The following is a 19,971-nucleotide window of genomic DNA, read 5'->3' as shown; positions in this document are numbered from 1 at the left end:
CTGGACGCCTTGGTTTCTGCGGATACACTCATAAGCATAACTCATGACAGGACCACCCGAGCAATGGCTAAGCGTCTGAACGTCCTCCTGCTCCAGGCCGACCAGCTGGCGGCGGCCTTCCTGCCGGCCTATGGCAACAAGGTGGTGAAGTCGCCCCATATCGACGCCTTGTCGGAGAAGGGGGTCACCTTCGACAGCTTTTATTGCGCCAGCCCGCTCTGCGCGCCGTCGCGTTTCACCATGATGGCCGGCGCCCATGTCTCGCGGATCGGCGCCTATGACAACGCGGCGGAGTTCGCCTCGGAAGTGCCGACCTTCGCGCATTACATGCGGGCGGCGGGCTATCGCACGGCGCTGGCCGGGAAGATGCATTTCTGCGGGCCCGACCAGCTGCACGGGTTCGAGGAGCGGCTGACCACCGACATCTACCCGGCCGATTTCGGCTGGACCCCCGACTGGGAGCAGCCGGGTATCCGCCCCAGCTGGTACCACAACATGGGCTCGGTCACCGAGAGCGGGACATGCGTGCGCTCCAACCAGCTCGATTTCGACGACGAGGTCACCTATGCCGCGCGCCGGCAGATCTACGATCTTGCGCGCAGCAGCGAGGAGCGACCGTTCTTCCTGACCGTCTCCTGGACCCATCCGCACGATCCCTATGCCAACCTGCCGGAGCTCTTCAACCTCTATCGCGACGAAGACATCCCGATGCCGTCGGTGAAGCAGAGCGACGTGCCCCTGGACCCGCACAGCGCGCGGCTGCGCCATGTCTCCGACATGGACAGCTATACGATCACCGATGCCGACGTGCGCCGCGCCCGCCGCGCCTATTTCGCCTCGATCTCCTATGTCGACCGCCAAGTCGGGATCCTGATGCAGGCGCTGAAGGAATCCGGCCTCGCCGACAACACGGTGGTGATGCTGACCGCCGATCACGGCGACATGCTGGGCGAGCGCGGGCTCTGGTACAAGATGACTTGGTTCGAGAATGCCTGCCGCATCCCGCTGATCATCTCGGCGCCCGGCAAGTTCAAGGCGGGCCGCATCGCCAGCAATGCCTCGCATCTCGACCTGCTGCCGACCCTGGCGGAGATCGCCAACGAAGGCGGCGCCTTCCAGCCCGCGGCCGAGATCGACGGCAGGAGCCTGTTGGGCGCGCTTTCCGGCGGCCAGGGCCACGACGAGGCGATCGGCGAATATTGCGGCGAGGGTGCGATCGCGCCGCTGGTGATGATTCGTCGCGGCAGCCTCAAGTTCGTCCACACGCCGAGCGATCCCGACCAGCTCTACGACTTGAAGGCCGATCCGCTGGAGAAGCAGAACCTCGCCACCGATCCGAAACACGCCGCGACCGTCGAGGCCTTCCGCAAGGAAGTGAAGCAGCGCTGGGACCTCGCCAAGCTGAAGGACCAGGTGATCGACAGCCAGCGCCGCCGCCGCATCGTTTACGAGGCGCTGGCCCAGGGCCGGCACCGGAGCTGGGACTACCAGCCGATCCGCGACGCCGGGACCGCCTATATGCGCAACAACGTGGTGCTGGACGACCTCGAGGCGCGCACCAGGCTGCCGCGGGTCTCCTAGCCCTTCACCGCCCCCGCCGTCAGCCCCGACACGATCCGGCGCTGCAGCGCCAGCACCAGCAGGATCAGCGGCGCGGTGACGATCACCGAGGCGGCCATGATGCGGCCCCAGGGGATCTCGTAGCCGCCCGCGCCGGAGATCAGCGCGATCGCCACCGGGACCGTGCGCTGCTCCGGCGAGAGGGTGAAGGTCAGCGCGAACAGGAACTCGTTCCAGGCCAGGATGAAGGCGAGCAGCCCGGTCGCGACCAAGGCCGGCGCCATCACCGGGACGAAGACGTCGGTGAGGATGCGCAAGGGCGGCGCGCCGTCGATGATCGCGGCCTCCTCCAGCTCGCGCGGCAGGTCGCCCATGAAGGCGGTCAGCACCCAGACCGAGAACGGCAAGGTGAGGATCAGGTCGGCAAGTATCAGGCCGGTGAGGCTGTCATAGAGGCCGGTCACTTGGATCAGCTCGAACATGCCGGTCAGCACCGCGATCTGCGGGAACATCGAGACGGAGAGGATCCCGAAGGACATCGCGGTGCGGCCGCGGAAGGCCATGCGGCCGAGCGCATAGGCCGCGGTTGCCGCCAGGCCGAGCGAGATCGCGGTGGTCACGATCGCGACGATGGCGGAGTTCAGGATGTTGGCAGTGAAGGGCTGTTCGCGGAACAGGGCGACATAGTTCTCGACCGTGGGGCTGGCGGGAATGAGATCGGCGGCGAAGAGGCCGCTGCCGGTCTTCAGCGAAGTCACGATCGCCCAATAGAAGGGGAAGACCGCGTAGAACACGATCAGCGCCACCAGCAGGTAGAGGCCGATCCGGCCCAACACCCTCATCGCGCCACCCCGCCGATCTTGAGGCGGCCGGCGGTGACCACGGCGGTGGCGAAGACCGCGACGATCAGGAAAAGCGCGGTCGCCGCGGCCGAGCCCATGCCGCCCTGCTGGAAGTCGATCAGCTGCTGGCGGGCATAGACCGACATCGAGGCGGTAGCGGGGTTGTCTCCGGTCAGCACGTAGATCACGTCGAAGACCCGCAGCGCGTCTAGGCTGCGGAACAGGATCGCGACCAGCAAGGCCGGGCGGATCAGCGGCAGGGTGACCTGGAAGAAGACTTTCACCGGCGAGACCCCATCGACCCGCGCCGCCTCGTATATCTCGCGCGGCAGGACCTGCAGCGCGGCCAGGGTCAGCAGGGCCATGAAGGGTGTGCCCTTCCAGACATCGACGGCGATCACCGAGGCGATCGAGAGGACCGGATCGGCGAGCCAGGCCCAGGGCTTGTCGATCACCCCCAACCCCAGCAGCACGGCATTCACCACGCCGTAGAGGTCGTTCAGCATCCAGCCCCACATCCGCGCCGAGACCACGGTCGGGATCGCCCAGGGGATCAGCATCGCGGCGCGCACCAGCCCGCGGCCCTTGAGATGCGCGTTCAAGGTGAGCGCGATGACGAGGCCCAGGACTGTCTCGATCGAGACCGAGATCAGCGTGAAGCCGAGCGTGTTCCAGACCGCGCGCCACCAGGCGGGGTCCGAGGCGAGGCCGCGGTAGTTGGCAAAGCCGATGAACTGGGATTCGGCGAAGTCGCCGAGGCCGGCATCGGTGAAGCCCAAGAGGATCGTGCGCAGGAGCGGCCAACCGGCGACCAGCGCCAGCACGAGCAGCATCGGCGTGAGGAACGCCCAGGCGGTCAGCGCCCGCCGGCCGGCGAGCGTGCGCATCTTTCCTATTTCCAGCTGGTGCGAATGCTGGCGAAGTTATCGGCGGCGCTGCCCTGGCCCTGCAGGGTGGCGTGGACCGCGCGGACAAATTGGCTGGAGAACTGGTTGTAGCCCTTGCCGGCCACGGCGGCCGGCCGGGTGGCGACGCTCTCCAGTATCTTGCTGAAGGTCGAGAAAAAGGCATCGTCCTTGAGCTCGGGCTCATTGTAGACGCTCTTCAAGGACGGGTTGAACGCGCCTTTGACCGCACGGCGCTTCTCCTCCTCGGCACCGGCGAGATAGAGGACCAGGTCGACCGCCTCCTTGGGGTTCGCGGAGTATTTGGAGACCGCGAGCGACTGGCCGCCGAGCGTGCCGGTATGCACAGCCTTGTCGCCGTCGCCCTTGGGCAGCGGCACCACGCCGACCTTGTCCTTGACCGGGGAATCCGGCGCGTTCACCAGCGCCCAGGCATAGGGCCAATTGCGCATGAACACCGCCTTGCCGGACTGGAAGGCGCCGCGGGCCTGTTCCTCGTCATAGGAGAGCACGCCTTGCGGCGCGATCCCGCCGATCCAGGTCTTGGCGCGATCGACCGCCGCCGTGGCCTGCGGGTTGTTGAAACTCGCCTGCCCGCCGTTGTCGAGCAGGCCGCCGCCGCCATTGCTGACGATCCATTCCAGCGCGTTGCAGACCAGGCCTTCATAGGATCGGCCCTGGAAGACATAGCCCTCGATGCCCTGCTCGCCTGCCATCACCTGCTTCGCCGCCGCTTCGAGATCCGCCCAGGTCTCCGGCGCCTTGAGGCCGTATTTGTCGAGCAGGTCCTTGCGGTAATAGAGCATGCCGGCATCGACGAACCACGGCACCGCAACGAGCTTGCCGTCGACCGTATTGTTGGCGATCAGGGTCTGGAAATAGCCGTCGAGCTTGGCGGGCTCGATGAACTGATTGAGATCGAGAAACTGGTTGGCGAGGATGCCGGGCCAGACCACGTCGATCTGGAAGATGTCGATCTTGTCGGATTTCGCCGCGAGCAGGCTCTGGTAGAGCGCCAGCCGTTCCTGCGCATCGGCGGGCGTCGAGACCAGCTTCACCTCATTGCCGGTCTGCTTCGCCCAGGCCTGCGCGCCGTCGCGGCAAAGCTCCATCTCGATGCCGAGCGAAGAGCAGGAGATCGACACGGTGACCTTGGCCTGCGCCGGATGGATGAGGGCGGCGGAGAGCGCAAGCGAAGCGGCGAGCAGCGAAGCGGTGCGCAGCATGGAGATTCTCCCATTCGGTCACGCGCGCTCTTCTCGGCGCGGCGGCCTAGGGGAAACCGCGCGGGCTTGGTTCGGTTCCGCTCAACCGGGGTGTGAAAGACCTAGCGCTTGCTCCGAAAAACCCCGCTCACGATCTCGCCGATCAGGTCCGGCAGCACCTTGAAGGCATAAGGCGTGTGCAACCGTTCGAGCACGGTGTGATAGTCGCGGCCCCAGGGTCCGGCATTCACGATGGGGATCCCGGCGAAGGCGTTGCCTTGCGGCCAGTGCAGGCCGGCGCCCCAAGCCGGCGTGTTGGCGGCGACGAGCGGAATCTCGCTCTCGTCGGCCTGGCCGAGGAAGCTCATGTCGGAGATTCCCAGGAAATAGGCCGGCAGCGCGATGGTGGTGTTGTGGCGCGCCGCGATGATCTCGGCGGCGGTCTCGGTCGCCCGCGCGAGGTTGCGCGCATCGGCGTCCGCGCCGAGCTGCGTCGCGAGGTAGGGGGTCGAGGCAAAGCCGAGGATGATCGCCGGATCGCCGCGGCCGCTGAGCTTCCAGAGCTCGCTGGTGATGAGCCGGCATTGCTCAGGAAGATCGAGGTTCTGCGCGGCGATCTCCTTGGCATAGCGATCGAGCGCGGCAGCGGCATCCGGGCGTGCGGCACAGACTTCGCGGCGCAGGGCCTCGAAGGTCGTGACCGTGACTTCCGGCAGCGCCGCGGTGCCCAGCGCCGCGATGCGGCGTCGTGCGAGTGCGGCTTGCACTTTCGCAACCGCGCTTTCGGCCAGGCCTTGCAGCGCCTCGAGGATTGCCGCGGCGGTGTGACGGTAGAGCATGACGTTCCAGAACATCCAGACCTTGTCCGGCATGGTCACGTCATAGGCGGTCTTGGAGTCCTTCATGCCGAGGAGTGTTGGCCCCGCGCCGGTCTGCTCGCCGGCGCGTTCGGTGAGCGCTTCGGCCCATTCGACTTCGGCGGCCAGGGCGCCCGCCAGCACACAGGCATTGAGGCCGTTGAAGGCATAGCCGGCATGGGTCGGGAGCCCCACCACCATGGCGCTCGGCAGCAGCTTCCCAATCGTGCCCAGGGCGACCGCGCGGCCGGTGGAGCCGTCGCCCTCGTCGTGGATCGCGTCGAGATTGATGGCGGCGACGATGTCGAGGCCGTGCTTGGCGCAGATCTCGGGCAGAGCGGGCGCCGCGGCGCGGGCGCCGGCGGAGTTCACTTCCTCGTCCGGCACGGTGAGGAAGAGCAGGTTGCCCTCGCGCTCCGGCAGCTCGGCGAAGGCTTCGAGCACGGCGAGGCCGGCAGCCAGCCCTGCCTTCATGTCGAGCAGGCCGCGGCCCGGCAGGTAGTCCGAGGTCGAAAGATCGAGCAAGGCGAGCTTCTCGGCGCGGGTGACGGCGTTCTGCCGCAAGCGCGACAGCAGCCCTTGCCGAAGATCCTCCGCCTGCCGGGCGAGCGGCTTCAGGTCGCCATAGTCCTCGATCGGCACGGTGTCGAAATGGCCGGTGAGGACGACGGTGCGGCGGCCCCTGCCCCGCACCAGGGCGGCGACGCAGCCGCGCTGGTGCTTGCCGCCCGGCACCGGGATGGTCCAGACGTTTTCCGGATGGTCCCGGAAAGGCGGCGCCTTGCGCAGCAGCTCGGTCAGCTTCTGGGGGAAGGCGGCTTCCTCGGCGCTGCCGCTGACGCTCGGCAGCTCGGTCATGCGGAGCGCCCAATATTCGGCGCGGTCGGGCCGGGTCTGCAGCGCCGGCTCCAGGTTATGGGTCGTTTGCACGCAAGTCCTCCCCTTATTCTGGCAAGAGACTAGTCGGGGCGCCACGATTTGCCTTATGCAAAGCGCGCAACGGCAACGACCCCGCGGGAATAGCGTTCCTCCGGGGATAAGAGGACCTGAATGTCGGATCACGGGATGGTGCGCGTCCGCGGCGCGCGGCAGCACAATCTGAAGAATATCGACGTCGCGATTCCGCGGGAGAAGCTGGTGGTGTTCACCGGCGTTTCGGGCTCGGGCAAGTCGTCGCTCGCCTTCTCGACGCTCTATGCCGAGGCGCAAAGGCGCTACCTGGAATCGGTCTCGCCCTATGCGCGGCGGCTGTTTCACCAGATGTCGGTGCCGGAGGTGGACGAGATCGACGGGCTGCCGCCGGCGGTCGCCTTGCAGCAGCAGCGCGGCTCGCCGACCACGCGCTCCTCGGTCGGCAGCGTGACCACGCTCTCCAATCTGCTGCGCATGCTCTATTCGCGGGCCGGCGATTATCCGAAAGGCCAGGCGCTGATCTACGCCGAGGGCTTCTCGCCCAACACGGCGGAGGGCGCCTGCCCGAAATGCCATGGGCTGGGGCGGATCTACGACGTCACCGAGCAGTCGATGGTGCCGGACCCCTCGAAGACCATCCGCGAGCGGGCCATCGCCGCCTGGCCTTTGGCCTGGGGCGGGCAGAACCAGCGCGACATCGCGGTCACCATGGGGATCGACGTCGACATCCCCTGGCGCGACCTGCCGAAGAAGGATCGCGATTTCCTGCTGTTCTCCGAGGAGCAGCCGGTGGTGCCGGTCTATGCCGGATACACGCCGGCGGAGACAAGGCGCGCGCTGAAGCGCAAGGAAGAGCCGAGCTACATGGGCACGTTCACCAGCGCCCGGCGGCATGTGCTGAGTTCCTTCGCCAATACTGAAAGCCCGATGATGAAGAAACGGGCGATGCAATACATGATCAACAGCGAATGCAAGCTCTGCCACGGCAAGCGGCTGAAGCGCGAGGCCTTGTCGGTGAAGTTCGCCGGGCTCGACATCACCGAAATGTCGCGGCTGCCGCTGAAGCGGGTTGCGGCCGTCTTCGCGCCCTACGCCGCGGGCAAGACCGTGCCGAAGATGAGCCATGACCATCCGGAACAGGCGACCGTGGTGCAGCGTATCGCCGAGGACCTGGTGGGACGGATCGGCGTCATTCTGGACCTTGGGCTTGGCTATCTCACCCTGGAGCGCAGCACGCCGACGCTTTCCCCAGGCGAGCTGCAGCGGCTGCGGCTGGCGACCCAGGTGAAGTCCAACCTGTTCGGCGTCGTCTATGTGCTGGACGAGCCTTCGGCCGGGTTGCATCCGGCCGATACCGAATCGCTGCTGCGTGCGCTCGGCAAGCTCAAGGCCGCCGGCAATTCGCTGTTCGTGGTCGAGCATGAGGTCGATGTCATGCGCGCCGCCGACTGGATCGTCGATGTGGGTCCCGGCGCCGGCGAGAAAGGCGGGCGGATTCTCTACAGCGGGCCGCTGGAAGGGCTGGAACATATCGAGCCGTCGCAGACAAGGCGCTATCTCTTCGCGGAGAAGACAGCGCCGCGCCGCGCACCCATCGCCCCGAAGCAATGGCTGAAGCTCCAAGGCATCACCCGGAACAACCTGGAGAAGCTGGATGTCGATGTGCCGGTCGGCGTGCTGACCGCGGTCACCGGCATTTCCGGGTCGGGCAAGTCGAGCCTGGTCAGCCAGGCGATGGTCGAGTTGGTGGCGGCCAGGCTTGGCCATGCGACGGAAGAGGAAGAGGTCGATCTCTTGGAGCGAGAGACCGCGATCCCGACCGAGGGCAGGATCGGCGGCGATCTCGAGCGGGTGAAGCGGCTGGTGGTCGTGGACCAGAAGCCGATCGGCCGCACGCCGCGCTCCAACCTCGCGACCTATACCGGCCTGTTCGACCATGTGCGCAAGCTCTTCGCCGCGACCAAGGCGGCGAAGGCCAAGCGCTACGATGCCGGACGCTTCTCGTTCAATGTCGCCAAGGGGCGCTGCGAGAATTGCAAGGGCGAGGGCTGGGTCATGGTCGAGCTGCTGTTCCTGCCCAGCGTCTACGCGCCTTGCCCAGTCTGCGCCGGCACGCGCTACAACAAGCAGACGCTCGAGATCCAGTACAAGGACAAGAATGTCGCCGAGGTGCTCGGCATGCGGGTCGACGAAGCGGCCGAGTTCTTCAAAGACGAACCGACGTTGCAGCGGGCGCTCGCCGTGGTGCAGGAGGTGGGCTTGGGCTATCTGCGGCTGGGGCAGCCGGCGACCGAGCTTTCCGGCGGCGAGGCGCAGCGCATCAAGCTCGCGACCGAGCTGCAGCGGATCCAGCACGGCAACACGCTCTATGTGCTGGATGAGCCGACCACCGGCTTGCACCCGTCGGACGTGGTGCGGCTGATCGAGCAGCTGCGGCGGCTGGTGGATGCAGGCAACACGGTGGTCGTGGTCGAGCATGACATGAGCCTGGTCGCGGCGGCGGACTGGGTGATCGACATCGGTCCGGGCTCGGGCGACGAAGGCGGCAAGCTGGTCGCGGCCGGCCCCCCGGCGAAGCTGGCGGCGGCCAAGGGCAGCCGGACCGCGGGCTATCTCGCCAAGGTGCTTTGACGCCGCTTCGCGCGGGCGCGAAACAATCTTGCGTCCAGCACGGCGGGTTGGCGAGCCTGGTCAAGGACTTAGGCGGCACTTGACATCTGAGAACATATCGGGTACGGTCTTGTCGACCTCCGGAGTTGCGAAAGGGAATCCCAGAAGAATCCGGGCTTCCGCTGCGCCTCCTCGGCCCCCTCTCCCCTCCCTAGTTTCGTCGTGGTCCGCGAAGGCGGACCACCCACGAGTTTGGTGGGTGTGAATGAGCGCCTGGGTCTACATCATGACCAATTGGAAGAATGGGACGCTGTATATCGGCGTAACGTCCGACTTGGCTCGGCGAATCTTCGATCATCGAAATGGTGTTGGATCGGAGTTTGTTAGACAGCACCGCTTGCGTCGGCTCGTCTATGTTGAGGCGCATGCCACAATGCCTTTGGCGATCGCGCGCGAGAAGCGATTGAAAACTTGGAATCGTGCTTGGAAGGTGCGGCTGATCAATCGAGACAATCCCGCATGGGATGATCTCTTTGATCTCATAATCGCTTCGACCCTGCAGCGGTGACAAACTCGTGGGTGGTCCGCCTTCGCGGACCACGACGAACTTTTATTTGGGCTTTCTAGGTGTACCGGCTGGCTTCTTCGCCTTCTTCGCCGCCCTCTTCTTCGCCGTCACGCCGAGCTCGATCCAGGCCGGGGCGTGGTCGCTGCTGTGGGGCTGGCCGCGGGTCGCCTTGTCGACACCGGCGGCTTTCAGCTTCTTCGCGAGATCCGGCGTCAGCAGCAGATGGTCGATGCGCAGGCCGGCGTCGCGGGCGAAGGAATTCCGCCAGTATTTCCAGAAGGTGTAGATGCGTTCCTTCGGGTGTTTCTTGCGGATGGCATCGGTCCAGCCTTGCTTCAGCAGGAGGCGATAGGCCTCGCGCACCTCGGGGCGGAACAGCGCGTCGCCCTCCCAGTTCTCCGGCTTGTAGACATCGAGATCGGTCGGCATGACGTTGAAGTCGCCGCAGAGGATCACGGGCTGTTTGCTCTTCACCAGAGTCTTCGCATGGACGATCAGCCGCGCGAACCACATGAGCTTGTAGTCGAACTTCGGCCCGGGCGCGGGATTGCCGTTGGGGAGATAGAGGCAGGCGATGGTGAGGTCGCCCACTTTCGCTTCGAGGTAGCGGCTGTGGGTGTCGCGCGAATCGCCGGGGAGGCCGCGGCGGATTTCAACGGGTGTTGCGCCGCGCGCGAGGATGGCGACGCCGTTCCAGGATTGCTGGCCGTGCCAGACGGCGTTGTAGCCGGCTTTCTTCAGGGCGGCGGCGGGGAAGCGCTCGTCTGGGCATTTCAGCTCTTGGAGGCAGGCGATGTCGGGCTGTGTCTCCTTCAGCCAGGCGAGGAGATTGTCGAGACGGGCGGTGATGCCGTTGATGTTGTAGGTGGCGATGCGCAACGTCGGCACGAGTCTTCGACCCCTCACCCTAGCCCTCTCCCCTTGCGGGGGTAGTTATCTCTTTTACAAACGCATAGACGTATCCAGCTACGGGAGAGCCGAGTTCAGTTTGAGGTTGGCGCGTCGATTGCCTTAGGGGCGGAGTGCGATTGCGCGCCCTCGGTTTCAAGAAAATGGAAAGCAAGCGCGCCGAGCGCGATGAGAGTGAGATTGATAAATATCTTCGTGCCGGGAGAGAGGTGCCGCGTTTTTCTGGACCGGATATGTCCATCCCGCTCTCTCTCAAACTCCTTCAGCATCACTTCTTTGCCTCCGGCAGCTTCGCACTCTTCAAGTATTTAATTCCCCTTGCGGGAGAGGTTTGGGGCCAGGGGTCGCTCGGTCTCTAGAGGTGAATCGTCGAGCTGGTGATCGCCAGCGCGGCTTCCTTGATGGCTTCGCTGTGGGTCGGGTGGCCGTGGAAGGCCCGCGCGACGTCCTCGGCGGAGCCGGCGAACTCCATCGCCATGACGCATTCGTGGATCATGGTGCCGGCCTGCGGGCCGAGGATATGCGCGCCCAGGAGACGGTCGGTCTTGGCGTCGGCCAGCAGCTTCACCAACCCGTCGGTCTCGCCCGCGGCCTTGGCGCGGCCGTTGGCGATGAAGGGGAACTTGCCGATCTTGTATTCGATGCCGGCGGCTTTGAGCTCCTCCTCGGTCTTGCCGACCGAGGCCAATTCCGGCGCGGTATAGACGATGTTGGGGCAGGTCTCGTAGTTCACATGGCCCTTCTGGCCGGCGATCATCTCGGCCAGGGCGACGCCCTCCTCCTCGGCCTTGTGGGCCAGCATCGGGCCGGCGATCACGTCGCCGATCGCGTAGATGCCGTCGATGTTGGTCTTGAAATGGCCGTCGGTCTTCACCCGGCCCTTCTCGTCGCGCTGAACCCCGGCCATCTCCAGGCCGACGCCCATGACGTAGGGCCGGCGGCCGATCGCGACCAGCACGACGTCGGCCTGCATGGTCTCGGCAGCGCCGCCTTTCGCAGGCTCGATGGCGACGTCGAGCGCGTCGCCGTTGGACTTAACACCGGTCACCTTGGTCGAGAGCTTGAAGGCGAGGCCCTGCTTGGTGAGGACTTTCTGGAACTGCGCGCCGATCTCGAGATCCATGGTGGGCGTGATGCGGTCGAGGAACTCGACCACGGTCACCTTGGCGCCGAGGCGGCGCCAGACCGAGCCCAGCTCCAGGCCGATGACACCGCCGCCGATCACCACCAGGTGGTTCGGCACCTTCTCCAGCGTGAGCGCGCCGGTCGAGGAGACGATCTTCTTCTCGTCGATCTCGATGCCGGGGAGCGGAGTCGGCTCGGAACCAGTGGCGATGACGATATGCTTGGCCGAGACCTGCTCGGCCTGGCCGGGCGCCGAGAGGATCTCGACGCGGCCGCCGCCCAGGAGGCGGCCGGTGCCCTTCAGGTAGGTCACCTTGTATTTCTTGAACAGGAACTCGACGCCCTTGGTGAAGTCGGCGACCACCTTGTCCTTGCGGCCGATCATCTTGGCGAGGTCGAGGCCGATCTTCTCGGCGGTGATGCCGTGGGCGGCGAGATGGTGCGAGACCTTGTCGAATTCCTCCGACGAGGACAGCAGCGCCTTCGAGGGAATGCAGCCGACGTTGAGGCAAGTGCCGCCGAGCGCGCCGCGATTCTCGATGCAGGCGGTCTTCAGGCCGAGCTGTGCGCATTTGATGGCGCAGACATAGCCGCCCGGCCCGCCACCGATGATCACCACGTCGAAGGATTGTTCGGGCATTTGGTTATTCCGTGTTGGAGAGAGTCATTGCGGGGCACCCCCTCCCCCACCCTCCCCCGAAGACGGGGGAGGGAGAAGATAAAGGCCCTCCCCCGAAGACGGGGGAGGGAGTTAGGGGTGCGATGCGAAGCCCTCCCCCATCTTTGGGGGAGGGTTGGGTGGGGGTGCCGCAAGCTCCGCGCATGATCAGTTGGAAACCAGCACGACGGCGCGTTCGCCGTCGTAGATCGCCATCTTCAGGAAATCCGCGTGGCTCGCGGGGCGCGCGGTCTGCGACTTCGCGGTCTGGCGCTTCTTCTTCGTGATCCAGGGATCGTTGACATAGACGTGCTCGTCATCGACGCCGGCGATCGCCACCCAATGCGGGCCGTTGTCGCCGTGGAAGACGTTGGTCGAGACCAGGACCAGCGGCACCGCGCCCGCCTCGATCGCGGCCTTCAGGTCGGCGATCGTCCATTTCTTCAGCAGCATCGGGACTCGCGCCGCCTTGACCAGCTTCTCGTCCTCGCGCTGCATCAGGTCCGAGACCTTCCGGCGCTCGGCCTGCTTCTGGTATTTCAGGAGATAGGGCCCGCGCTTGCTGAGCCAGAGCGTGATCTGGAAACCACGCCGCCAGCCGGCGAGCGCCAGGCCGTAAGGGCTGGAACCCGGATGGCCCTTGCCCATGAAGACGGTGTTGGCCTCGCGCCAGAGCTGGAGTTCATGGGCGCGGTCGATCGCTTGGCTCTTGTCGAGCGCGGTCATCGCCATCATCAGCGACGAAGGCCCGCAGGTGAAATCGGTGCTCTGGTTGTAGTACGGGAGCTTGCGGCCGACTTTTGCGCCGGCCGCGCGCTTCGCGACTTTGGATTTCAGAGTTCGAGCAGCAGGCGTTGCGGATCTTCGAGGCATTCCTTGACTCGCACGAGGAAGGTGACCGCTTCGCGGCCGTCGATGATGCGGTGATCGTAAGAGAGCGCCAGATACATCATCGGGCGGATCTCGACCTTGCCGTCGACCGCCATCGGCCGCTGCTGGATCTTGTGCATGCCGAGGATGCCCGACTGCGGCGGGTTCAGGATCGGCGTCGACATCAGCGAGCCGAAGACACCGCCGTTGGTGATGGTGAAGGTGCCGCCGGTCAGCTCGTCGATCGAGAGCTTGCCTTCGCGGGCGCGGCGCCCCAATTCGGCGATCTTGCCTTCGACCTCGGCCAGGGACATGCGGTCCGCGTCGCGCACGACGGGGACGACCAGGCCCTGCTCGGTGCCGACTGCGACGCCGATGTCATAGTGGTTCTTGAAGATGATGTCGTTGCCGTCGATCTCGCCGTTGACGGCGGGGATCTCCTTCAGCGCCTGGATGCAGGCGCGGACGAAGAAGCCCATGAAGCCGAGCTTCACCTTGTGGCGCTTCTCGAAGCCGTCCTTGTACTTGTCGCGGAGCGCCATCACGGCACCCATGTCCACCTCGTTGAAGGTGGTGAGCATGGCGGCGGTGTTCTGCGCCGCCTTCAGGCGCTCGGCGATGCGGCGGCGGAGCCGCGACATCGGCACGCGCTCCTCGCGCTCGCCCAGCGGGCGCGGCACATGCGGCTCGGCCGGTGCCGCGGGCGCGGCGGGACGCGCGGCGGGGGCCGGTGCAGCAGCGGGTGCGGCGGGCTTGGCCTTGAAGTCGATGACGTCGGCCTTGGTGACGCGGCCGTCCTTGCCGGTGCCGGGGACATCGGCCGGGTTGATGCCGGCTTCCGCGGTCATCTTGCGCACGGCCGGGCCGTTGCGGTCGTCATTCGCGGCCGGCGCGGCAGCGGGTGCAGGTGCCGCGGCGGGTGCCGGGGCCGGCGCGGCGGCTTGCGCTGCCGGAGCGGGTGCAGCAGGAGCAGCAGCGGCACCGCCTTCGCTGATCGTGCCGAGCACGGCGCCGATCGGGACCACGGCTCCGGTCTCGGCATTGATGGCGCCCAGGGTTCCGGCGGAAGGCGCGTAGACTTCCTGGGTGACCTTGTCGGTCTCGAGCTCGAGCAGCGGCTCGTCGGCCTTCACCGCATCGCCGACCTTCTTCATCCATTTCGAGACCGTCGCTTCGGTCACCGATTCGCCCAGGGCGGGCACCACGATCTGAACGCTCATCGTTTCGTCCTTTGTTGGCTCGACGGAGTCATTGCGGGGCACCCCCTCCCCAACCCTCCCCCGCAGACGGGGGAGGGAGCCGGCGACACCGAACTCAAGAGCCCCCCAGCTTTGGGGGAGGGTTGGGAGGGGGTGCCGCAGACTCGCTCCATCAGATTCATGACTAGCTCAGCGTCAAAGCTTCATTCACCAGCTTGTTCTGTTCCTTGACGTGCCGCTTGAAGAGGCCGGTCGCGGGCGAGGCCGCGGCCGGGCGGCCGACATAGCGCAGGCGCGCCTGTTTCGAGCCCAGGCTCTCCATCACGGATTCGATCTCCGGCGCGATGAAGGTCCAGGAGCCCATGTTCTTCGGCTCTTCCTGGCACCAGACCACCTCGGCGCCGGGGAAGCGTGCGAGCTCGGTCGCCAGCGCCTTGGCCGGGAAGGGATAGAGCTGCTCGACGCGCATGATGTACACTTGGTCCTGCTCGCGGGTCTCGGCCTCGGCCAGCAGGTCGTAATAGACCTTGCCGGAGCAGAGCACGACGCGGCGGATCCGCTTCTCGTCCAGGCCCGCGCGGTCGTCCCAGAGCACGCGGTGGAAACTGGTGTTCGGCCCCATCTCCGCGAGCTTCGAGACGGCGTTCTTGTGCCGGAGCAGCGACTTCGGCGTCATCATGATCAGCGGCTTGCGGAAGGCCCGGTGCAGCTGGCGCCGCAGCACATGGAAATAGTTGGCCGGGGTGGTGGCGTTCACGACCTGCATGTTGTCCTCGGCGCAGAGCTGCAGATAGCGCTCCAGCCTTGCCGAGGAATGCTCGGGGCCCTGGCCTTCGTAGCCGTGCGGGAGCAGCATGACGAGACCGCTCATCCGCAGCCACTTGCTTTCGCCCGACGAGATGAACTGGTCGATGATGACCTGGGCGCCGTTGGCGAAATCGCCGAACTGCGCTTCCCAGAGCACCAATGCCTTGGGGTCGGCGAGGCTGAAGCCGTATTCGAAGCCGAGCACGCCGGCTTCGGAGAGCGGCGAGTTGATGACCTCGAGCTGGGCCTGGCCGTCGCGGATGTTGTTCAGCGGGATGTATTCATCCTCGTTCTCCTGATCGACCAGCACCGCGTGGCGCTGGCTGAAGGTGCCGCGCTTGCAGTCCTGGCCGGAGAGGCGGACGGTATAGCCTTCGTCGAGCAGGGTGCCGAAGGCCAATGCTTCGGCGGTCGCCCAGTCGATGCCCTCGCCCTTTTTCAGCGCCTCTTCCTTCTGGGCGAGCTGGCGGGCGATCTTGCGGTTGGCGTTGAAGGTGGCGGGAACCGTGGTCAGGGCCTTGCCGACCAACTCCAGCTTGTCGTTTTCGGCCGAGGTGGCGCCGCGGCGGTCGTCGCCGGACGCGATCTCCAGGCCGCTCCAGGCGCCTTCCAGCCAGTCGGCCTTGTTCGGCTTGTAGCTCTGCGAGACTTCGAGCTCGGAATCCAGCCGGGACTGGAAGTCGTGGATGATCTTGTCGGCCTCTTCCTGGGAGATCGAGCCTTCTTCCAGCAATTGCTGGGCGTAGATCTGCCGCGTGGTCGGATGCGCGGCGATCTTCTGGTACATCAGCGGCTGGGTGAAGGCCGGCTCGTCGCTCTCGTTATGGCCGAAGCGGCGATAGCAGAAGAGATCGATGACGACGTCGCGCTTGAACTCCTGGCAGAACTCGACGGCGAGGCCCGAGCAGAACAGCACGGCTTCCGGGTCGTCGGAATTCACGTGGAAGATCGGCGCCTGCACGCCCTTGGCGATGTCCGAGCAATAGGGGCCGGAGCGCGACGCCACCGGGTTGGTGGTGAAGCCGATCTGGTTGTTGACGATGAAATGGATGGTGCCGCCGGTCTTGTAGCCGTCGAGCTCCGAGAGATCGAGCGCTTCGGGGACCAGGCCCTGGCCGGCGAAGGAGGCGTCGCCGTGCAGCAGCAGACCCATGACCTGCTCGCGGTTCTTGTCCTTGCGCTGGTCCTGCTTGGCGCGGACCTTGCCCAGGACCACGGTGTTCACGCATTCCAGATGCGACGGGTTGGCGGTGAGCGAGAGATGGACCACGCGGCCGTCGAACTCGCGGTCGGCCGAGGTGCCGAGGTGATACTTCACGTCGGCCGAGCCCTGCACGTCCTCAGGATTCGCGGCGTTGCCCTGGAACTCGGAGAAGATCGCGGCGAAGCGCTTGTTCATGAAGTTGGCGAGCACGTTCAGGCGCCCGCGGTGGGTCATGCCGATGACCACCTCCTTGACGCCCAACTGGCTGCCGCGCTTGATGATCTGCTCCAAGGCCGGGATCATGCTTTCGCCGCCGTCGAGGCCGAAGCGCTTGGTGCCGGTGTATTTCTTGTCGAGGAATTTCTCGAACATCTCGGCGGCGGTCAGGCGCTCGAGGATCGCCTGCTTGCCGCGCGGGGTGAATTCCCGCTGGTTGCGCGAGCCCTCGATGCGGGCTTGCAGCCACTTCTTCTGCTCGGGATTCTCGATATGCATGTACTCGACGCCGATCGAGCCGCAATAGGTCTCGCGCACGGCGTGGACGATCTGGCGGAGCGTCGCCTGCTGGTAGCCGAAGACGTTGTCGATGTAGATCTCGCGGTCCATGTCGGCGTCGGTGAAGCCGTAGCTGCGCGGGTCGAGCTCCGAATGCTTGTGCCGGGGCTTCAGGTCCAGCGGATCGAGGTTGGCTTCGAGATGGCCGCGCACGCGGTAGGCGCGGATCAGCATCATGGCGCGCAGCGAATCCCGCGCGGCCCGGGTCAGGTCCTTGACCGCGGGGGCCGGGCGGACGCTGGTCTCGGTCGAGGCGTAGCTCTCCTCGCTGCCGTTGCCGATCTCGACGCTGCGGTCGCGGGGCGCCCAGGAGGCGCCGCGGATGTCCTGGAGGACGATCGCGCTGTCGTCCTGGAGCTCGGAGAAGAACTTGCGCCAGCTGGGATCGACCGTCGCCGGGTTCTCCAGATACTTGGCGTAGAGCTCTTCGATGAAGGGGGCGTTGGGGCCGGACAGGAAGGAGGCGGGAATGGTGCTCATGAGGACACTCGTGCGTTGGCAGTGAGTTCCGGTTGGAGACCGGTTATGGCCGGGCCCGTTTATTGCCAGTCGGGGTCCGGCCGACAATCGGTCCAATGGTCGTACAGCTATGCAACCCCTGCACGTCACAAGACGGCGGTTTGATTAAATATAGGTAAATCGCGACGGTTTTTCGACAGTCCTGAGGGATATTAGCCCGGATTGGCGCGCGCGGAGTTTGGGGCACCCCCTCCCCGACCCTCCCCCAAAGATGGGGGAGGGAGAAGAGAGCCCTCCCCCAACTTTGGGGGAGGGTTGGGTGGGGGTGCCCCACAATGATTTCATCTGATTGAGGACGCGGCTTACTTGCCGAGCGCCTTCAGCATGGCGCTGCCCAGCGAGGCGGGGCTTTCCGCGACGCTGATGCCGGCCGACTTCATGGCCTCGATCTTGTCGCCGGCCCCGCCTTTGCCGCCGGAGATGATCGCCCCGGCATGGCCCATGCGCCGGCCCGGGGGCGCGGTCACGCCGGCGATGAAGCCGACCACCGGTTTCTTGACCTTGGAAGCCTTCAGGAAGGCCGCGGCCTCTTCCTCGGCGCTGCCGCCGATCTCGCCGATCATGACGATGCCCTGGGTCTCGGAATCGCCCAGGAACAGGTCCAGGCAATCGACGAAGTTGGTGCCGTTGACGGGGTCGCCGCCGATGCCGATGCAGGTCGATTGGCCGAGGCCCGCCGCGGTGGTCTGCGCCACCGCCTCGTAGGTGAGCGTACCGGAGCGGGAGACGATGCCGATCTTGCCCTTCTTGTGGATATGGCCGGGCATGATGCCGATCTTGCATTCTTCCGGCGTGATGATGCCGGGGCAGTTCGGGCCAATCAGCCGCGTGCCGGAATTGCCCAGCGCGCGCTTGACCCGCAGCATGTCCAGGACCGGGATCCCCTCGGTGATGCAGACGACGAGCGGGATCTTGGCGTCGATCGCTTCCAGGATCGCGTCGGCCGCGAACGGCGGCGGGACATAGATGACGCTGGCATTGGCGCCGGTCTTGGCGACCGCCTCGCCGACCGTGTCGAACACCGGGAGATCGAGATGCTTGGTGCCGCCTTTGCCGGGCGTCACGCCGCCGACCATCTTGGTGCCATAGGCAATGGCCTGCTCGGAATGGAAGGTGCCCTGCGCGCCGGTGAAGCCCTGGCAGATGACCTTGGTATTCTTGTCGACCAGAACCGACATTCTCAGGCCTCCTTCACCGCTTTGACCACTTTCTCAGCGGCGTCCGCCAGGTTGTCGGCGGAGAGAATCTTCAGGCCCGACTGCGCCAGGATCTTCTTGCCCAACTCGACATTGGTGCCTTCCAAACGCACGACCAGCGGCACGTGCAGCGAGACCTCGCGGGCCGCGGCGACCACGCCCTCGGCAATGACATCGCAGCGCATGATGCCGCCGAAGATGTTGACCAGAATGCCTTCGACGTTGGAATCCGAGAGGATGATCTTGAAGGCCGCGGTGACGCGCTCCTTGGTGGCGCCGCCGCCGACGTCGAGGAAGTTGGCCGGCGAGCCGCCATAGAGCTTGATGATGTCCATGGTCGCCATGGCGAGGCCGGCGCCGTTCACCATGCAGCCGATCGAGCCGTCGAGCTTGATGTAGTTCAAGCTGTGCTTGGCGGCCTCGAGCTCGGCCGGATCCTCTTCGTCGGGATCGCGCAACTCCTCGACGTCCTTGTGGCGGAACAGCGCGTTGTCGTCGAAGTTCACCTTGGCATCGAGCGCCAGCACGTCGCCCGCGCCGGTGACCACCAGCGGGTTGATCTCGACGATCGAGCAGTCCAGCGCGTTGAACGTGGTGTAGAGCGCAGTGATGAACTTCGCGGCCGAGGCGATCTGGTTGCCTTCGAGGCCGAGGAAGAAGGCGATCTTGCGGGTATGGAAGGGCTGGATGCCGGTGGCGGGATCGACCGCGACCTTGAGGATCTTCTCCGGGGTCCTGGCGGCGACCTCCTCGATCTCCATGCCGCCCTCGGAGGAGGCCATGATGGTGATGCGCGAGGTGGCGCGATCGACCAGCATGCCGAGATAGAGCTCGCGCTTGATGTCGCAGCCGCCCTCGACATAGATCCGCTTCACCACCTTGCCGGCCGGGCCGGTCTGGTGGGTCACCAGGGTCATGCCGAGCATGGCCTGGGCGGCCGTCTTCACGTCGGCGACCGATTTCACCACCTTGACGCCGCCGGCCTTGCCGCGGCCGCCGGCGTGGATCTGGGCCTTCACCACCCAGACTTTGCCGCCGAGCTTCTCGGCCGCCTGGACCGCCTCTTCCGGCGTGTAGGCGACATGGCCCGGCGGCGTCGCGACGCCATACTTACTGATCAGGGCCTTGGCCTGATACTCGTGAATGTTCATGCGGTGCGGGTTCCCGAGAAGCGAACTGGAGACGTCAACAGCCGGGTCTTCTGGCGGGTCGCTTTTTGCACGCTGGAGAGCGTTCCCTCAAAAAGCAAACGACGGCGACAACCGGCGGAATGCTGTGGTGCAGCAAGCCGCACTCTACCACCTTGACCGACGGGTTCAAGCCAATTGAACTTGAACCCGCCCTCGCGGATAGCAGGGCTGTCGCCGTCGCGAAGCAGGTGCGACGCCCTTCCCCTTTACGCAGGCGAACCTACGTTCGCGGGGGGCGTCGCCTAGATGACTACTTCTTCTTCTTCTTCGCGGACTTCTT

Annotated in this window: 15 protein-coding genes; 4 read left to right on the top strand and 11 right to left on the bottom strand. The window is 65.7% G+C overall.

Going from position 1 to position 19,971, the window contains the following annotated elements; all coding sequences use genetic code 11:
* The first annotated feature begins 63 nt into the window (after positions 1-63).
* Complete coding sequence (betC, locus tag ACH2CY_RS16075; protein WP_395020321.1) at positions 64-1,581, top strand: choline-sulfatase; 1,518 nt, start codon at positions 64-66, stop codon at positions 1,579-1,581.
* On the opposite strand, the gene ACH2CY_RS16070 is transcribed toward betC, so the two are convergent.
* From ACH2CY_RS16070 to ACH2CY_RS16055, 4 genes are all read right to left on the bottom strand, one after another.
* On the bottom strand, positions 1,578-2,402 hold the full coding sequence (locus ACH2CY_RS16070; protein WP_395020320.1) for a carbohydrate ABC transporter permease: 825 nt from the start codon (positions 2,400-2,402) through the stop codon (positions 1,578-1,580). The two genes, betC and ACH2CY_RS16070, sit on opposite strands and share 4 nt — an antisense overlap.
* Positions 2,399-3,289, bottom strand: coding sequence for a carbohydrate ABC transporter permease (locus tag ACH2CY_RS16065; RefSeq protein ID WP_395020319.1), 891 nt, complete (start codon positions 3,287-3,289; stop codon positions 2,399-2,401). Before ACH2CY_RS16065 ends, ACH2CY_RS16070 begins: the two co-directional genes overlap by 4 nt.
* A 5-nt stretch (positions 3,290-3,294) precedes the next feature.
* Entirely contained in the window at positions 3,295-4,533 is a 1,239-nt protein-coding gene (locus ACH2CY_RS16060) for an ABC transporter substrate-binding protein (protein WP_395020318.1), read from the bottom strand.
* Between the two features lie 101 nt (positions 4,534-4,634).
* Positions 4,635-6,299, bottom strand: a complete 1,665-nt coding sequence (locus ACH2CY_RS16055) for a M20/M25/M40 family metallo-hydrolase (protein WP_395020317.1) — start codon at positions 6,297-6,299, stop codon at positions 4,635-4,637.
* Between the two features lie 120 nt (positions 6,300-6,419).
* Between ACH2CY_RS16055 and ACH2CY_RS16050 the strand changes: the two genes are divergently transcribed.
* Complete coding sequence (locus tag ACH2CY_RS16050) at positions 6,420-8,912, top strand: excinuclease ABC subunit A (RefSeq protein ID WP_395020316.1); 2,493 nt, start codon at positions 6,420-6,422, stop codon at positions 8,910-8,912.
* 244 nt (positions 8,913-9,156) lie between these two features.
* On the top strand, positions 9,157-9,459 hold the full coding sequence (locus ACH2CY_RS16045) for a GIY-YIG nuclease family protein (protein WP_395020315.1): 303 nt from the start codon (positions 9,157-9,159) through the stop codon (positions 9,457-9,459).
* A 42-nt stretch (positions 9,460-9,501) separates the two neighbouring features.
* Here ACH2CY_RS16045 and ACH2CY_RS16040 read toward each other — a convergent pair whose 3' ends face one another.
* Positions 9,502-10,347 (bottom strand): exodeoxyribonuclease III, encoded by an 846-nt coding sequence (locus ACH2CY_RS16040; protein WP_395020314.1) that lies wholly within the window; start codon positions 10,345-10,347, stop codon positions 9,502-9,504.
* A 140-nt stretch (positions 10,348-10,487) separates the two neighbouring features.
* Here ACH2CY_RS16040 and ACH2CY_RS16035 point away from each other — a divergent pair, with 140 nt between their 5' ends.
* A complete protein-coding gene (locus ACH2CY_RS16035) occupies positions 10,488-10,727 on the top strand; it encodes a hypothetical protein (protein ID WP_395020313.1) in 240 nt (79 codons plus the stop codon).
* On the opposite strand, the gene lpdA is transcribed toward ACH2CY_RS16035, so the two are convergent.
* The 6 genes from lpdA to sucC all read right to left on the bottom strand — a co-directional run bounded on the left by lpdA (position 10,724) and on the right by sucC (position 19,652).
* A complete protein-coding gene (lpdA, locus tag ACH2CY_RS16030) occupies positions 10,724-12,133 on the bottom strand; it encodes a dihydrolipoyl dehydrogenase (protein WP_395020312.1) in 1,410 nt (469 codons plus the stop codon). The two genes, ACH2CY_RS16035 and lpdA, sit on opposite strands and share 4 nt — an antisense overlap.
* Before the next feature lie 186 nt (positions 12,134-12,319).
* Entirely contained in the window at positions 12,320-13,024 is a 705-nt protein-coding gene (locus ACH2CY_RS16025) for a peptidase C39 family protein (RefSeq protein ID WP_395020311.1), read from the bottom strand.
* Positions 12,985-14,241, bottom strand: coding sequence for a 2-oxoglutarate dehydrogenase complex dihydrolipoyllysine-residue succinyltransferase (gene odhB / locus ACH2CY_RS16020; RefSeq protein WP_395020310.1), 1,257 nt, complete (start codon positions 14,239-14,241; stop codon positions 12,985-12,987). The genes ACH2CY_RS16025 and odhB overlap by 40 nt, the downstream gene beginning before the upstream one ends.
* A gap of 163 nt (positions 14,242-14,404) precedes the next feature.
* Positions 14,405-17,266, bottom strand: a complete 2,862-nt coding sequence (locus ACH2CY_RS16015) for a 2-oxoglutarate dehydrogenase E1 component (RefSeq protein ID WP_395020309.1) — start codon at positions 17,264-17,266, stop codon at positions 14,405-14,407.
* 341 nt (positions 17,267-17,607) lie between these two features.
* Positions 17,608-18,483, bottom strand: a complete 876-nt coding sequence (sucD, locus tag ACH2CY_RS16010; protein WP_395020308.1) for a succinate--CoA ligase subunit alpha — start codon at positions 18,481-18,483, stop codon at positions 17,608-17,610.
* 2 nt (positions 18,484-18,485) lie between these two features.
* Positions 18,486-19,652: an ADP-forming succinate--CoA ligase subunit beta gene (gene sucC, locus ACH2CY_RS16005; protein WP_395020307.1), complete on the bottom strand. Its 1,167-nt coding sequence runs from the start codon at positions 19,650-19,652 to the stop codon at positions 18,486-18,488.
* Between the last annotated feature and the right edge of the window lie 319 nt (positions 19,653-19,971).

The organism is Dongia sp. (assembly GCF_041905885.1).
Classification (GTDB): domain Bacteria; phylum Pseudomonadota; class Alphaproteobacteria; order Dongiales; family Dongiaceae; genus Dongia.
The sequence above is the reverse complement of the archived record's forward strand: the minus strand, read 5'-3'. Positions and strand labels throughout refer to the sequence as shown.

Coding starts and splice junctions, on each gene's coding strand:
- betC (WP_395020321.1), top strand. CDS start 64: ATGGCTAAGCGTCTGAACGTCCTCCTGCTCCAGGCCGACCAGCTGGCG.
- ACH2CY_RS16070 (WP_395020320.1), bottom strand. CDS start 2,402: ATGAGGGTGTTGGGCCGGATCGGCCTCTACCTGCTGGTGGCGCTGATC.
- ACH2CY_RS16065 (WP_395020319.1), bottom strand. CDS start 3,289: ATGCGCACGCTCGCCGGCCGGCGGGCGCTGACCGCCTGGGCGTTCCTC.
- ACH2CY_RS16060 (WP_395020318.1), bottom strand. CDS start 4,533: ATGCTGCGCACCGCTTCGCTGCTCGCCGCTTCGCTTGCGCTCTCCGCC.
- ACH2CY_RS16050 (WP_395020316.1), top strand. CDS start 6,420: ATGTCGGATCACGGGATGGTGCGCGTCCGCGGCGCGCGGCAGCACAAT.
- ACH2CY_RS16045 (WP_395020315.1), top strand. CDS start 9,157: ATGAGCGCCTGGGTCTACATCATGACCAATTGGAAGAATGGGACGCTG.
- lpdA (WP_395020312.1), bottom strand. CDS start 12,133: ATGCCCGAACAATCCTTCGACGTGGTGATCATCGGTGGCGGGCCGGGC.
- ACH2CY_RS16025 (WP_395020311.1), bottom strand. CDS start 13,024: ATGCCTCGAAGATCCGCAACGCCTGCTGCTCGAACTCTGAAATCCAAA.
- odhB (WP_395020310.1), bottom strand. CDS start 14,241: ATGAGCGTTCAGATCGTGGTGCCCGCCCTGGGCGAATCGGTGACCGAA.
- ACH2CY_RS16015 (WP_395020309.1), bottom strand. CDS start 17,266: ATGAGCACCATTCCCGCCTCCTTCCTGTCCGGCCCCAACGCCCCCTTC.
- sucD (WP_395020308.1), bottom strand. CDS start 18,483: ATGTCGGTTCTGGTCGACAAGAATACCAAGGTCATCTGCCAGGGCTTC.
- sucC (WP_395020307.1), bottom strand. CDS start 19,652: ATGAACATTCACGAGTATCAGGCCAAGGCCCTGATCAGTAAGTATGGC.